Source organism: Paractinoplanes toevensis (assembly GCF_018332695.1).
Classification (GTDB): domain Bacteria; phylum Actinomycetota; class Actinomycetes; order Mycobacteriales; family Micromonosporaceae; genus Actinoplanes; species Actinoplanes toevensis.
The window spans coordinates 40,756-55,997 of the sequence record NZ_BOQN01000063.1; the positions used below are offsets into that span (position 1 = coordinate 40,756).

At 74.3% G+C, this 15,242-nt stretch carries 9 protein-coding genes; 6 read left to right on the forward strand and 3 right to left on the reverse strand.

Going from position 1 to position 15,242, the window contains the following annotated elements:
• The first annotated feature begins 11 nt into the window (after positions 1 to 11).
• From Ato02nite_RS24440 to Ato02nite_RS24460, 5 genes are all read left to right on the forward strand, one after another.
• Entirely contained in the window at positions 12 to 1,412 is a 1,401-nt protein-coding gene (locus tag Ato02nite_RS24440) for a DUF2252 domain-containing protein (RefSeq protein ID WP_213008939.1), read from the forward strand.
• Positions 1,409 to 1,807, forward strand: a complete 399-nt coding sequence (locus Ato02nite_RS24445; protein WP_213008940.1) for a PPOX class F420-dependent oxidoreductase — start codon at positions 1,409 to 1,411, stop codon at positions 1,805 to 1,807. The genes Ato02nite_RS24440 and Ato02nite_RS24445 overlap by 4 nt, the downstream gene beginning before the upstream one ends.
• A 10-nt stretch (positions 1,808 to 1,817) precedes the next feature.
• Positions 1,818 to 2,771 (forward strand): pirin family protein, encoded by a 954-nt coding sequence (locus Ato02nite_RS24450; protein WP_246607370.1) that lies wholly within the window; start codon positions 1,818 to 1,820, stop codon positions 2,769 to 2,771.
• Positions 2,772 to 2,843: 72 nt separating this feature from the next.
• Positions 2,844 to 3,266 carry a hypothetical protein gene (locus Ato02nite_RS24455; RefSeq protein ID WP_213008941.1) on the forward strand — a complete coding sequence of 141 codons (423 nt, stop codon included), beginning with the start codon at positions 2,844 to 2,846 and terminating at the stop codon, positions 3,264 to 3,266.
• 770 nt (positions 3,267 to 4,036) lie between these two features.
• On the forward strand, positions 4,037 to 10,507 hold the full coding sequence (locus Ato02nite_RS24460; RefSeq protein ID WP_213008942.1) for a hypothetical protein: 6,471 nt from the start codon (positions 4,037 to 4,039) through the stop codon (positions 10,505 to 10,507).
• On the opposite strand, the gene Ato02nite_RS24465 is transcribed toward Ato02nite_RS24460, so the two are convergent.
• The 3 genes from Ato02nite_RS24465 to Ato02nite_RS24475 all read right to left on the reverse strand — a co-directional run bounded on the left by Ato02nite_RS24465 (position 10,508) and on the right by Ato02nite_RS24475 (position 14,004).
• Positions 10,508 to 11,542, reverse strand: a complete 1,035-nt coding sequence (locus tag Ato02nite_RS24465; RefSeq protein ID WP_213008943.1) for a GGDEF domain-containing protein — start codon at positions 11,540 to 11,542, stop codon at positions 10,508 to 10,510. It lies immediately after the preceding gene.
• Between the two features lie 40 nt (positions 11,543 to 11,582).
• Positions 11,583 to 12,446, reverse strand: coding sequence for an EamA family transporter (locus tag Ato02nite_RS24470; protein ID WP_213008944.1), 864 nt, complete (start codon positions 12,444 to 12,446; stop codon positions 11,583 to 11,585).
• A 94-nt stretch (positions 12,447 to 12,540) separates the two neighbouring features.
• Positions 12,541 to 14,004 carry an acyltransferase family protein gene (locus Ato02nite_RS24475; protein WP_213008945.1) on the reverse strand — a complete coding sequence of 488 codons (1,464 nt, stop codon included), beginning with the start codon at positions 14,002 to 14,004 and terminating at the stop codon, positions 12,541 to 12,543.
• 213 nt (positions 14,005 to 14,217) lie between these two features.
• On the opposite strand from Ato02nite_RS24475, the gene Ato02nite_RS24480 reads away from it, so the two are divergent.
• Positions 14,218 to 15,168 carry a CAP domain-containing protein gene (locus Ato02nite_RS24480; protein WP_213008946.1) on the forward strand — a complete coding sequence of 317 codons (951 nt, stop codon included), beginning with the start codon at positions 14,218 to 14,220 and terminating at the stop codon, positions 15,166 to 15,168.
• The last annotated feature ends 74 nt before the right edge of the window (positions 15,169 to 15,242 follow it).

Here is a 15,242-nt window from a genome sequence, read left to right on the forward strand (position 1 = left end):
GCTCACCTCTAATGGAAAGCGTGCTGGACACAGGTCAGGACGACGGCTTCTCGTCGCTGCGCAGGCCGGCCCGGCCCCGCGCCGAACGGTACGAGTTGGGCCGGTCCCTGCGCGAGCGCGCCCACCGGACCGACATGGCCCACTGGACGCCGCCGGACGACCGGGCCGACCCGGTCCAGCAGGTCATCGCGCAGAACGACGGGCGGCAGGACTGGCTGGTCCCGATCCGGATCGGCCGGATGATCAGCTCGCCGTACGCATTCCTGCGCGGCACCGCCAACATCATGGCCGACGACTTCGCCCGGTTGCCCGCCACCGGCATCACCCCGGTCATCTGCGGCGACGCCCATCTCGGCAACTTCGGCTTCTACGCCTCCCCCGAGCGGGAACTCGTCTTCGACCTCAACGACTTCGACGAGGCCCACCCCGGCGCCTGGGAGTGGGACCTGCGCCGCCTCGCGGTCAGCGTCTACGTGGCCGGCCGGCAGAACGGTTTCCGCGAGGCCCAGTGCGGCGAGGCCGTCCAGCACTGCGTCGACGAATACCGCGAACAGCTCGCCCACCTGGCCGAACGGCCGCTGCTCGGGCGCAGCTTCGACCGCCTCGACGTCGATCAGCTGCGCTCGGCCGCCTCCAAGGCCAGCTTCCGCGAGGAGATCGAACGGGCCGCCCGCCGCGCCCGCCGCCGCACCAGCGACCGGGCCCTCCCCCGCTTCACCGAGCGGCACGACGGCACCCTGCGGATGGTCCAGGAACCGCCGGTGATCACCCGTCCCTCCGACGAGGAACGGGAAGCCCTGGCCGAGGCGCTCGACGGCTACCTGAACACGCTGCCGCCGCACTGGGCGCGCATCCTGGCCGGTTACCGGATCGTCGACATCGCGCACAAGGTGGTCGGGGTCGGGTCGGTCGGGCTGCGGGCGTACGTCGCGTTGTGCGAGGGCAGCAGCCCCGACGACGTGCTCTTCCTGCAGCTCAAGCAGGCCCGGCGGTCGGTCATCGCGCCGCACCAGCACGGCGAGGCGGCCTGGCACCGGCACCAGGGGCAGCGGGTCGTCGAGTACCAGCAGGCGTTGCAGACGGTCAGCGACCCCCTGCTCGGCTGGACGACTGTCGGCGACATGCAGTTCTACGTGCGCCAGTTCCGCGACATGAAGGGCGCCATCCTCGTCGAGGACATCAGCGCCGGCGCGCTCGCCGACTACGCCGGCATCTGCGGGTTCCTGCTCGCCAAATCGCACGCCCGAACGAGTGGAGCATCGATGATCACCGGATACATCGGCGGGAGCGACAAGCTCGCCGACTCGCTCTGCCGCTTCGCCCGGGCGTACGCGGACCAGGTGGAACGGGATCACGCAGCCCTCGCCGACGCGGTCCGCCGCGGCGCCCTGCCGGCGGAGCGGCTGGCATGAGCGGCCGGGTCCCGGTGTCCAACGCCGCGCTGATCGACTTCTGGACCGAACGCCATCTCTGCACGCTCACCACGCTGCGCAAGGACGGCTCGCCACACGTGGTAGCCGTCGGCGCGACCCTGGACGGTGACACCGCCCGGATCATCTCCTCCGCGACCTCCGCCCACGTCCGGCACATCCGGAACGGCCAGGCGCGCGTGGCTGTGTGCCAGGTCGACGGCGCCCGGTGGAGCACGGTCGAGGGCATCGCGGTGGTCAAGGACGACCCGGCGTCGGTCGCCGAGGGGGAAAAGCTGTATGCCGCGCGTTATCGCACCCCGCGGCCCAACCCGATCCGCGTCGTCATCGAGATCAGCGTGACCAAGGTCCTCGGTTCCAGCGCCTTCACCGGCTAGCGTCGATGGCGTGAGCAGCTTCGAGGCGGATCCCGAGGTCGGACCGGCCCCGCCGGCCACGATGGAATTGCTGGAGGGCGCGCCGGTCGCACTGGGCGGCCCGCGCGGCTTCGCCGTCACGCGCACCCTGCCCAACCGGCAACGGCGCATGGTGGGCGCGTGGTGCTTCCTGGACGCGTACGGGCCGCACGACCTCGCCGGCGACCAGGGCATGCGGGTCGGGCCGCACCCGCACACCGGACTGCAGACGGTGACCTGGCTGGTGGCCGGGGAGGTGCTGCACCGCGACAGCCTCGGCAACACCTGCGAGATCCGGCCGGGACAGCTCAACCTCATGACGGCCGGCCGCGGCATCTCGCACGCCGAGCAGACGCCGGACGAGCATTCGGGCGTGCTCCAGGGCGTACAGCTGTGGGTTGCCCTGCCGCACGCGGACCGCGACACGGCCCCGGCCTTCACCCACCACGAAGATCTTCCGGTCGTCCAGGACGGCGGTCTGACCGCGACCGTCCTGATGGGCACGCTCGCGGGTGCCACCTCCCCGGCGAAATGCCACACCCCCCTGGTCGGTGCGGAGGTCACCCTGGCTGCCGGGACGACCGCGCGGCTGCCGCTACAGGCCGATTACGAGTACGCCGTCCTTGCGCTCGACGGGGCGGTCGATGTGGACGACGCGAACCTCAAGCCCGGCCCGCTGCTCTACCTCGGCTCGGGTCGCACGTCGGTGCGGCTGTCCACCGGATCGGCCTCGCGGCTGCTGCTGCTCGGCGGCGAACCGTTCGAGGAGCGCCTGGTGATGTGGTGGAACTTCGTCGCCCGCGACCACGACGAGATCGTCCAGATGCGAGCCGACTGGGCCTCCGGCACACCCCGCTTCGGCGAGGTGCGCGGCTACGACGGGCCACCGCTGCCGGCCCCGCCCATGCCGATCACGCGGCTGGTTCCGCGCGGACGGGTGCGCTGACGTATTCGGCTTGACGGGCTCCCGGCACGGGCGGATCGTCGAAGTGACGCCCGCCATCCCGGGGAGACTCAGGTGAACGTCTGGGATGTAGGAAAGCTCGCCCTGATCGTGGCCACGCCGACCCTGTTCGGCGCGGTGATCCTCTATGCGCCACGGTGGTGGGAGGCAGCGGCGGACTACTGGGAGGCCCGGAAACCCGCGGTCCCGCAGCCCGTCGGGCCGCCGATCGAACAGCTCGCCGCCGACCTTCGCCGGCTGCTGCGGCTGCACGCGTCGTTGACGGCGTCCGCGCACATGGCGATGCGGGCGCACCGGCTGTGGGCGGTGGAGGCGGCGATCGCGGTCCGGGCCGTCGAGGCCGCGCGGGCCCTCGGCCTGCCGCAGGGGGAACCGTCCGCGCCGGGCGAGTTGGTCGCGCTGCTGCACGCCCTGTCGGCGGCCGGTCTCGTGCTGCCCGCCCAGGTCGGCCGGTTCACCTCCGGCGGGCGGCTCTGAACTTCTGATAGAAACGGCGGCGGTGTGCACCCCGCCGCCGTTCCTCTCCCGGCACTCCCGCGCAACCGTGACCACACACCTGCGCATGGGGGGCAGGCGAGATGTGTGAGTCCCTTGGGGTGTGGCGCGGTGGCGGCCATTGTTACTACCGGGGGCGGCGGCCACCGGCCGGGGGATTGAAGGTCTCCGGAGTCCAATCGTTCGATCCGTCGACCGCTGTTCTGTGGGGCTCCTCCACCGTGACATCCCCCGGTGCCTTGATCCGCGCCCGGCGGGAGTGGCCTTCGACACCCGCCGGACACCTCCCGTCCACCCGAAGGAGTCGTGGGGATCCTCAAAGTGGGTTTAAGAATTCCTTAAGTCCACGATCTGGAAACGGTGACGACGTGTTATTCGACGCCGACGATCCGTGCCCGGCAAAACGTGTTTGAACTGTTCGGGGCGCCCGCGCGTAGTCATGGCAGAGGAAACACACGCGGCCCGCGCGACGCCGGCGCCGACTCTCGGTCACCACGCCGCCACCGGGCCGTGCGGCGCGCTCCCGAGGGTGCTGGCGCACCGCGCAAAAGCGTGGTTAACCTTCCACAACTGCCGGATGGGGGGACTATCCGGGCACTGGGGCGACGAGACGGGGGCGCGATGCGGCACTGGGGCTTAGGGCCTACCCCTGGCCGCCGCCTGCCCTTGGCCGGGCTGCTCCCGGACGGGGCCGCCGCATGAGCTACGAGGACGACGAATACTGGGAAGACGAATACTCTGAGTATTCCATCATGCCGAATTCGGCGGTCGTTCAGGAACGTCAATTCCAGAAACGAACCGCGCCCGATCCGGTCATTCCCACCCGTCGTCCCGGCGACGTCGACGCACCCGTCGACGAACTGGCCGCCCGCCGCCGCCGGCGCAACACCGGCCGCCGGCCCCAGGTGGCGTTCGACTCGGAGCGCCCCAGCTGGCTCGACGACCCGGACTTCGCCCCGGTCGACACGTCGGTGCCCAACCTGGCCGGCGACGAGTTCGCCGACGTCGACTTCAACCGCCCCGAGCTGGGCGCCGATTTCGACGCACCCGATTTCCCGATCCCCAGCACCGGCGACGTCCGCCAGCGCCGCGACGACCGCTTCGGCGACTACCCGGACGACATCGACGAGCCGTTCGACCACCGCGACCTGGCCGCCTACGGCCACGGCCCGACAACCACCACCCGGGTAGGCCAGACCGACGAGACCGCCCGCCCCGGCCGCCGGGGTGGACCGGCCCGCGGCGGCGCCCGGCCCGGACAGCCTGTCGAACCGCCGCAGCGCGCCGGGCGCGCCCAGCGCGGCCGCACCGAGTGGATCGACGAGACCGGCTGGACCGACGAGAACCGCCCCGAGCGCGGCGGCCGCACCGGCTGGGGCGGCGACACCCCACGACGGGCCGGCGCCGCCGAATGGGCCGACGACACTTCGCGGCGGGCCGGCGCAGCCGAATGGGCCGACGACACGCCACGGCGGGCCGGGGCGCCCGGTCGGGCCGACGAGACGCCGCAGCGCGGCACGCGGGGCTCGGCACCGCAGCGCGGCGACGGGCCGCCACGCACCACCCGTCCCGGCGAGGCGCCACAGCGCCCCGGCTGGGCCGGCGACGTTCCTCCGCGTGGCGAGGGTCCGCAGCGCGCCGATTGGGCCGGCGACGCGCCTTCGCGTGGCGGGGCGCCGCTCCGTGCCGACTTCGTCGGCGACCAGCCGCAACGCGGCGATCTCGGCATCCCGCCGGGCGACGCGCCGCAACGCCGTGACCGGGGTGTCCGGCCCGGCGACGCCGGGCAGCGCGGCATCCGTCCCGGCGATGTGCCGCCGCGTGGCGAGCGCGGGGTCCGGTCCGGCGACATCACGCAGCACGCCGAGTGGTCCGCGGACGGCACGCCCCAGCGCGGCGAGCGGGTGGCGTGGGTTGACGATGCCGCTGGCCAGGGCGCCTGGGTCGGCCAGGACGGCACCGATGTCGCCGCCTGGGCCGGCGAGCAGGTGGCCCCGCCCCAGCAGCCCGGCCGCGACGAGCGGATCGAGGCGCCGGAGGCCGGGCCCGCGGCCGCCGAGGAAGAGGCGCCGAAGAGCAAGCGCGGATGGCTGCGCCGGAAGAAGAACGCCGACCAGGACGCGCGGCCCGCGAAGGCGAAGCGGGGCGAGCCGGCCCAGGGTGCGAACCCGGCCGCGCAGGGCGGCGCCCCGCAGGCTTTGCCGCCGACCGTAGGCCCGGCGACCGGGCAGGGTGTCGTCCCGCAGGCCTTCCCGCCAAGCACAGGCCCGGCGACCGGGCAGGGTGTCGTCCCGGCGGGCGGGCAGCCCGGCCCGGACGTGGAGCCGCACGGCGCGCAGCCGGGCCAGGGAGCCGGACCGCAGGCCGCGCGAGCCGCAGTACCGCAGGCCGCGCGAGCCGCAGTACCGCAGGCCGGGCGAGCCGCTGCATCGCAGGCCGGGCAAGCGGCACGGACCTCTGCGCCGCAGGCGGGGCAAGCAGCACGGGCCGCTACGCCGCAGGCGGGGCAAGCGGCGCGAGAGGACGAGCAGGCGGCGGGAGTGGCCGGGCCGGAGGGCGGGCAGGCGGCGCGAGCCGCAGTACCGCAGGCCGGGCCAGCTGGACGAGTGGCCGGACCGCAGGCCGGGCCAGCTGCACGCGCGGCCGGACCGCAGGCCGGGCAGTCCGCGCGCGGTGCCGCGTCGCAGGATGCGCCGCTCGGACGGGACGCCGTGCCGCAGGGCGGCCGCGCGGCCGGACCGCAGGGCGCGCGTGGTGGCGCGGTCCAGGATCGACAGTCGCCGCGTGGTTCCGCATCGCACATCGGAGAGTCCCAGCCGGCCGTGAGCGGGCGGGCCCAGGTGCCCGGCCTGCGGCCGCCGGTCAATCCCGAGGAGCTCTACCGGCGTCCCGAGGACGGACGCCCGGCTCAGGGTGGGCGTGCGGCGCAGGGCGGTCGTGCTCAGGGCGGGCCGGCGGATCAGATCGCCCGGCGGCCGGCGCAGGACGACCGCCCTGGTCAAGATCGTGGTCCGAGCCGAGACGAACGTCGGCGGGCCGCTGACGAGGTGGCCTTCGAACGTGGCGACCGGAGGGCGCGGCCGGGCGAGCGCACCGACCCACGCATCCGGCGGCCGATCGACAACGAGCTGGACATCACGGACTCACGACTGCGGCGTCCGGCCGGCCTCGACAGCACCGATTCCCGGCTGCGCCGCCCGGCGGAACTCGACAACACCGACTCCCGCCTGCGGCGGCCCGACACCACCGATCCGCGGATGCCCGACCCGCGCCGGCGTTCGGGTGGCCGGATGGGCGAGCGCACCGCGTTCTGGGGCCCGGCCGACGAGGACGACATGGCCGCGCGGCGGCCCGGCGGGGGCCGCGACGAGCGGTACCCGGACGAGCTGGACCCGCGGTCCGAACGAGACGGACGGCGCCGGGCCCCCGACGACCGCGGCCGGCGCGCCGACGAACGGCCCCCGGTCACCGCGATCGGCGACTACGACCAGGGCTACCGCCCGGTCGGCGGCAGCGGCTGGGACGAGCTTCGCGGCGACCGGGCCGGCTGGGCGGAGGAGCCCGCCGCGTGGACCGGCGAGGGCCGCCCCGGCGAGCAGGTGGCCTGGGCCGGCGACGGTCACGGCCGTCCCGAGCGGGACACCGGCTGGGAGGAGCCCGCAGCCGAGGCCGGCGGCGAGGAGGTCTGGTCCGAGGACGGACGCCGGGTCACGTCCTGGGACATCGAGGGCGAGGTCGTCTGGAACGACGAGCCCGGCGGCACGGAAACCCGCGGCCAGGAACTCCCGGCCGCGAACGACGAGGACCAGGGCGACGAGTACGGCCAGGGCCCCCGCGTGCTCAGCAAGGCCCCGACGCCCACCAAGCCGAAGGTGATCAGCCGCGAGGAGCCCCCGCCGATCCCGCGAGTGGTCAAGAAGGCCGAGCCCGAACCGCCGCGCGTGGTCGGCACGACCCCGGCCACCCCCGCCGCCCGCGTGGTTGCCCCGCCGCCCGCTACCCCGACGCCCGTAACGGACGCCCCCGGCGGCAAGCGCCCGGGTCCGCAGCCAAACCCTGCGGCACCCGGCCAGCAGCGCTCCCCGGAGTCCGGCGAGCAACGCCCGCCCGCGCCGATCGTCCCCGGCACGCCGGGACCGGCCCACCCGGCCGCCCCCGACACGGCACGCCGGCCCGGCACCGCCGCCCGGCCCGTTGCCGCCGACCCGGCATCGCAGCAGCGCCCGGCCGCCCCACCCCCGCCGGCCACGTCGCGCCCCGACGCACCCGCCGAGCAGCTTCCCGCCGCCCACGCGGGCCCGGCGCACCAGGCCGATTCGCCGTGGGACACCAGCTCCCGCATGCAGGCCGCGTGGGACACCGGCACTCGGATGCAGCCGCCATCCACGCAGGGTGCATGGGAAACCGGCACACGCATGCCGAGCCCTCAGCAAAACGGCCCACAGACGCAGCAACCCCAGCAAACCGGGCCGCAAGCGCAGTCGCCGTGGGATACCGGCACGCGAATGCCGGCGCCCGACCAGACCGGCACCCGACCGCAGCAGGCCGGGCCACAGGCGCAAGCCGCGTGGGAAACCGGCACCCGCATGCCGGCGCCCGACCAGAGCGGCACACGCATGCAGGGGCTGCAGCCGAACGGTCCGCAAACGCAGTCCCCAACCGCCCCACCGGCGCAGGGCGGCTGGGAAACCGGTACACGGACGCAGGCACCCGATCAGACCGGCACGCGCATGCCGGCACCGCAGCAGAGCGGGCCGCAAACGCCGTCGCAGCAAGCTGGGTCGCAGGCTCCGTGGGAGACCGGCACTCGCCTCAACGGCCCGGACGCGCCGCCGCGGTCGCGCCGGACGCCGCGCACCGCGCACGTCACGCTCTCCGAGTCGGACGGGCCGTGGGCGATGACACCGGACCAGGCTCCCCCGGCCTCGCTGCCGGTGAGTGGCCTGTCCCGGCCGATCTCCCCCGGTGCCCCGCGCCCGCAGATCGACCCGAACCAGCCCGCCCGGCCCGTCCCGGCCCCGGGCTACGACGTGCCGGCCACGGCGGTCCCGCCGGCCGCCGCCCGCCCGGCCGCAGTTCAGCCCAACCTGCCGCCGGCCGGTCCGGCGACGCCCGGACCGCAGGTTCAGCCGGGCATCCAGCTGCCGCCGGCCGCGCACGCTGCGCAGGCGCCGCCGGGCATCCAGGCGACGGCCGCACCGGACGTTCCTACCGCGTACGCGGGCCCGCCTGGCGGTGCCGCGGCGCCGGCGCCGCAGGTCACACCGGTCTCCCCGGCGGCCGCCCGCGGCCCGGTCGAGGCTCCGGTCTCGCCGATGCCGACCGCTGGACGTCCACCGGCCGGCACCGCGGCACGCCCGGCCGCTCCGACGCCCACGGGACAGGACCCCGGTGCCTGGCCCCGGCCGCCGGTACCCGGCGGCGAGCAGACCCGGCCCGCGGCCGACCAGGTGCCCGGCGCCCACGGCGGCCGGCCCACGTCGCTGGCGTCGGCACCGGTCAGCGCACCGGCCGGCAATCGCGCACAGCGTCCGACCGGCCCGGCGGGCACCCCGCCGCAGGATGGGTCCACGCAGCCGACCTCCCCGGCCGCGGGCGCGGCGCCGCAGAACGACGTGCCGACCCAGCCGATGGTCCGCCCCGGCCGAACCGCGGGACCGGACCAGGCCGCACCGGACCAGGCCGCAAGGGCGACAACCCACCAGGGCACGCCCGGCCAGCCGGCGGCGCCTGGTCACGCTGCGCCACAGCAGGCAGGCCCCGGCCACACCGAGCCACAGCAGGCAGGCCCGGGCCATGCCGCGGCCCACCAGGCAGCGCCCAGCCACGGCGCGCCGCAACAAGCAGGACCCAGCCACGCCGCAGCCCACCAGGCCGGGGCCCCGCAGGTGGCGGAGGCTCGGCCGGAAGGGTCGCCGGCGGTCGGTTACGCGCCTGAGCAAGGTGCGGCCGGCGCGGCGGAGGCCGGCCTGGAAGGCGGTGCCGGGGCCGCTCGGATCGCGGTGCCGATGCAGCGGCCTTCGGTGGACGGGACCGTGCCGGGTTCGGTGGACGGGACCGTGCCGGGTGCGGCGGCGGTGGTCGCGCCCAAGGCTCCCCGGCATGGGGCGCCGGAGGGTGCCGGCCACGCCGCGGACGAGGACGCGCAGGCTTCGGAGCAGGGGCGGCCGGGGGCTCATGCGGCGCCGTACATGGATCCGGACGGGACTCTGCACAATCTGCGGCCGATCGGGCGGCTCATGGTGTCGGGGCCTGATCAGGAGCCTCGGCGGTCCGACGACCCGGCGTTCGTCGGGCAGTGGTTCAACAAGAAGGAACCGCCCGCGCCCTCGGTCAAGCCGGTCGCGGACGGGGACGGCATGGTGCTGGACCTGGATCTGGCGGGGCTGCTCAACGGGGTTGCCCTCGACGCCGAGCCGGATATTTCCGACAACGGAGCCGCCGCCGCAGGAAGCGCCGGGACCAACGGTGAGCCCGCTGCGACGGCAGAGCAAGCAGCGGCCGACGAAGCGGCAGCAAACAAAGCGGCAGCCGAAAAAGCCGCAGCCGAGAAAGCGGCCGCAAAGGAAGCGGCCGCCGAGAAAGCAGCGGCAGAAGAGGCAGCAGCCCAGGAGGCAGCGGCGGCGCCGGTGGAGAAGCCGGCCGCGCTGTCCGCGGCCGACCTCGAAGCCATCCGGTGGCGGCTCGACGGCGGGACGCTGCGGGAAGTGGTCGACAACAAGGACGCGCTGCGGGAGCTCGGTGAACGGCTGGACGAGCCGCTCGCCGAGGAGACCGACAACGTCGCCAAGGCGGGGCTGCTCAGCGTGCGGGCCGAGGTCTACCGGCTGCTCGGGGAGCTGGGCATGGCGGCCGCGGCCAGCCGGCTCGCGCTCGCCCATGCCGAGTCGGCGCAGCACACGCAGTCGACCGTGATCGCGCAGGCTGAGCTGGCGCACGTTCTGCGGCTGCGCAAGGACTACGAGGAGGCCGACCGGTTGTTCGCCAAGGCGGCAAAAGCGGACGTCCCCGACCCGTTGCGCAGCGTCGTCCACGAGAACGCCGGGCGCAGCTGCTTCGACCAGGGGCGGCACATGGAGGCGCTCGATCACTTCGCCCGGGCCGTACGGCTGGGTGAGCCCGAAGATCAGGAACTCGCCGAGCGGATCGGGGTGTGCCTGGAAGCCGTCTACATCCACGTTCTGCGGGACGGCTGGGGCCCGTACCCCCGGAAGGAAGCGTAATCAGCGGCTGACCGGGAGTGGGGTCGGCGGGTGAGCCATCGCCGTGCGGCCCCGGCCGCCCTGTTTTGCCTGGTAGAGGGCCGCGTCCGAGGCCGTGCCGAGTTCGACGGCGGTCCCGGCGTGGTCGGGCAGTACGGCCACGCCGATGCTGAGGCCGGGCGGGCCGCTCGGCAGGCTGTCGATCTGTGCGACGGCGGCGCGGAGGTCGTCGGCGGCGCGGCGGGCGCCCATCCGGTCGGTGCGCAGCAGCACCACGAACTCGTCGCCGCCGAGGCGGCCGACCACGTCGTCCTCGCGGCGGGCGACCGTGCGCAGCGCGTCGGCCACCGCCTGCAGGGCCATGTCGCCGACGCCGTGGCCCCACGTGTCGTTGATCTTCTTGAAGTAGTCGATGTCGATGGTGAGCAGGGCGATCGACTCGTTGCCGCGGTTGGCCCAGGCGACCGCGCGGGCCAGTTCGCCGTCGAAGGAGCGGCGGTTGGCCACCCCGGTGAGCGGGTCCGCGTACGCCTGGGTCTCGAGGACGTCGCGCAGCCGGTCGTTGCGTAGCCGCAGCGAGTTGACCACGATCGCGGTGAGGATCATCGCGACGGTCAGCGACGCCCAGTCGGACAGGCCCCGGTTGGCGCCCTCGATGGGGAAGACGACGGCCGCGTTACCGGCCGAGACCAGGGTGAGGACCAGGTAGTTCGCGATCCGGCTGAGGAAGTTCGCGGCGTACAGGACCGGCCACAGGTAGAAGAACTGCGCGCCGGTGCTGGCGTCGGTGGTGGCCAGGTTGAGCGTGGTGACCAGGGCGATGCCGAGGTACGGCGCGAGCAGCCACATCACCGTCGGCACCCGCTCGGGCCGCCACCGGCAGATCGCCCCGCCGAGGCCGAGGACCACGGTGAGCACGGCGAAGACGCTGACGCCGGTGACGGTCCGGTTGTCCGGCAGCACCACGCCGGTGATGAACATGAATGGGCCGGCGCCCATCAACAGGTACGCGACGGAACGGGATGCCCCGGCCTGGTCACGCAACTGAAACCGCACGGTATGACTTTTCGGTCCGGGCGGCGGGCAGTTGAGAGTTTCAGCGGGCTTCGGCCATCTCCGCCGGCTCGGCGCCGGTCAGGGTCACCCCGGCGCTCGCCGCGGTCACCAGCACCAGTGCAATGATCTCCACGGCGCCGAGGCGCTGGTGCAGGACGAGCAGTCCGGCGATGGCGGCGCCGGCCGGTTCCAGGCTCATCAGGATGCCGAAGACGCGGGTGGGGATGCGGCGCAGCGCGTTGATCTCCAGGCCGTAGGACAGGACCGAGGAGAGCAGGGCGACGGCGGCAGCGCCGATCAACAGCCGAGGATCATCGAGTACGGCACTCGCACCGCCCGCCCCGAACGGCAGCACCAGCAGCGCGGCCACGGCGAGCGAGACGGTCAGCCCGCCGGTGCCGGGGACGATCCCGCCGAGCTTGGCGCTGAACACGATGTAACCGGCCCAGAAGAGCCCGGCCAGGAAGGCGAGCAGCAGACCGCCGAGCGGGGCCGACCCACCGCCGGCCGCGCCGAGCAGGATCACGCCGCCGCCGGCGAGCGCGGCCCACAGCAGGTCGAGCAGCCGCCGGGTCTGCACGAGGGCGAGCAGCAGCGGGCCGAGGAACTCGACGGTGACGGCGATGCCGAGCGGCACGGTTCGCAGGGCGAGGTAGAAGATCAGGTTCATGCCGGCCATGACGACGCCGAGGAGGGCGGCGGCCCGCCAGGCCGCGCCGGACCAGCCGCGCAGGGCCGGCCGGGTGACCAACCCCAGGATCACCGCGGCGAGGGCCAGGCGGAGGAGGGTCACGCCGGCCGCGCCGAGATCCTCGAAGAGGGTACGCGCGACCGCGGAGCCGAACTGCACCGAGACGATCGCCAGCAGCACGAGCACGGGTGCGGGCACCTCGGGGCGTTTCATGCGGTGAGCCTCCCCCGGCGGCGCCCGGCCGAGCACGCCGGATGCATCCGGGGTGAGCGGGCCCACCCCGGATGCCGCCGGGGCGGGCCGGCCGCTACTCGGGCTGGTCTACCCCGGCGCGCCGGCCGCGGAACCAGTCCGGCTCGCCGTCGAGGCTGTCCGCCGGCGCGGGCCGGGCCGGCCACGAGCGACCCGCCTGGTCGACCACCTCGCCGCCGGCCGGACGGTGGGCGGCGGCGAGGTTGTCGGCCGGGTGGTGGGCGGCGGGGCGACCGGCGACCGGCATGCCGAGATCGCGACCGGGGTCCTCGCCCAGAGCGGCGTGCCGGGCGGCCGGCGCGGCGGCGACGGCTTCCGGGCCGGGATCGGCGGCCAAGCGAGGCGCCGGGGCGGCATTCAACGCGCCGCCGGCCCGCAGACCGTCGGCGCTCGCGCCACTCAAGCGCAGGCCGCCGCGGGCGGGGTCGCCGGCCGGGACCAAGGCCGGCTCGGGGGTGGGCGGGTCGCCCTTCCGCCGTGCCGAACCGGCCGGCCAGAGCCGGGGCGAGCGGCGGGCGGCCAGGTCCTCGGCCCAGCCGAAGCAGAGGACCGCGACCAGGGTGAGGGCCAGCGCGACGCCGAAGTCGACCACGATGGCGAGGTCGCCCTCCAGGTCGTCGAGGGCGATCAGGGTGAGGACCGGCCAGACCGCGGCGATCGCGATGTTGTGCCAGAGGTAGACGGTGACGGCCCGCGCGTTGAGCAGGGTCACCGCACCGTCGAGCGGCCGGATCCGGGCCAGCCACGCCATGCTGGGCTGCCAGCGCAGCACCAGCAGGACGAACGCCAGCGACCAGAGGGCCTGCGACTCGGCCACGTCGTTGAGGTCCCAGGGGTCCTCGCCCTGGTGGCCGTTGAGCCACCACAGGGCGACCGCCCCCATGACCGCCGCCACCGGGACCGTGGCCCACGGCTTGACCCGGGCGAGCCGGCCGTCGTGGTGGGCGAAACCGGCGATCCAGCAGGCGCCGTAGGTGACGAAGTCCCACAGGGCCGCGTCGGCGGTCTCGGGCAGGCTGAACCCGGTGAGGTCGAGGAAGCCCATCAGCAGCAGCGGCGCGGCCACCGCACCCCAGCCGATCCGCCGGTACAGGGCGTACAGGACCGGGGAGAGCAGCACGAACCAGAGGTAGGCGCGCAGGTACCAGAGCGGTTCCCAGACGTCGATGGCCCGGTCGCTGCCGGGCGGGTCGGCGATCGGCAGCAGCCAGAAGAACAGCCGGCCGATGCTGAACGGGTGGTCGCTGTCGGTCTCGGTCGCCCAGCCGGCGGCGAGCATGACGGGTACGGCGACCAGGCCGAGCAGCCACAGCGGCGGCAGCAGCCGGCGCACCCGGGACATCACCACCTGCCCGGCGGCGCGTTTCTCCAGGGAGGCAGCGGTGAGCGAGCCGGCCAGCGCGAACATGATGCCCATGGCGGGCAGCAGGATCGACAGCCAGGGCCAGCCGAAGAGGTGGTAGACGATCACCCGGACGATTGCCGCGGCACGGAGCAGGTCCAGGTATCGATTTCGCACCGGGGAACGGTAGCCACCACGCCTGCCCCGGCGGGACCGCCGAGCGGTTGCCAGAAAGAGCGCGAGGGCTTACCCCGAAGGGATGAACTGTCCGAATTGTCTGTGCGGTTGTGCGACGTTCATGGTGACCGTGGCCGCTTTGTGACGTTGACCCCTGGCGAGGAGGCGGCCGGGACGGCCGGACGCCCGCGACTCGATGGGACTTACTAGGAAATGCGGAAACCTCTGGTGGTGGTGTGTGCCGCGGCGTCGGCGATGTTGCTCGGCGGCGGGGTCGTGGCCACGGCAGCGGGTGCGTCGGAGACTCCGGACGAACCGGGCTTCGGCTTCAGCATGCCGAGCCTGTGGGGGTGGCCGCAGTTCGGTGGCGGTTCGGACGACGACACGTCGGACTTCAGCGACGACGCCGACGACGCCGACGACGCCGACTTCGACGAGGACCCGGCGGCCGGGCACGCCGACGACGCCGGTGACGGCTCCCTGGTGGAAGACCCCGACGCCGTACGGGATGACGACAGCCCCGGCGATGACCGGCACGCGGACGCCGTACCGCAAAAGCCCGCAACTCAGCCGGACCGGACCGACCCGCGCAACCACTCGCAGGCCGATGCCGCGCCGCAGCGCCCGGCTGCGCAGCAGCAGCGGCAGCAGGCGCGGCAGAAGCAGGCCGCCCCGGCCCGGGACCTCGGTTTCGCCCAGCGGCCCGCCGCGGACAGCCTGCTCGCCACCGCCCGCCAGGACGTCACCCGGGCCGACGTCTCGTCCAGCCCGTACGCGCGCTGGCAGCAGCAGATCCTGTGGCTGGTCAACCAGAACCGGCGGCGCGGCGGCTGCGACAACCTGTCGGTGGACCGCCGGCTGATCGAGGCGGCCAACGAGCACGCCGCCGACATGGCCCGCCGCGACTACTTCGCGCACCAGTCACCGAACGGCGACGGCGCCGGCGACCGGGTCAGCGAGGCCGGTTACCGGTGGAAGAGGTACGGCGAGAACATCGCCCGTGGAGCGGACAGCCCGTTCGAGGTGGTGGACGGCTGGATGCACAGCCCCGCGCACCGGGAGAACATCATGGATTGCCGGCTGCACCAGATGGGCGTCGGCCTGGCCGTCACCGGTGACCGCACCACTTACTGGGTGCAGGACTTCGCCACGCCGCAAAGCTGAACCCCGCCTTCTCTCAACTGCATACGGCGCGAACCGAAAACATCTCACGGATTCGCGCCACGGTCGTTCCCCAT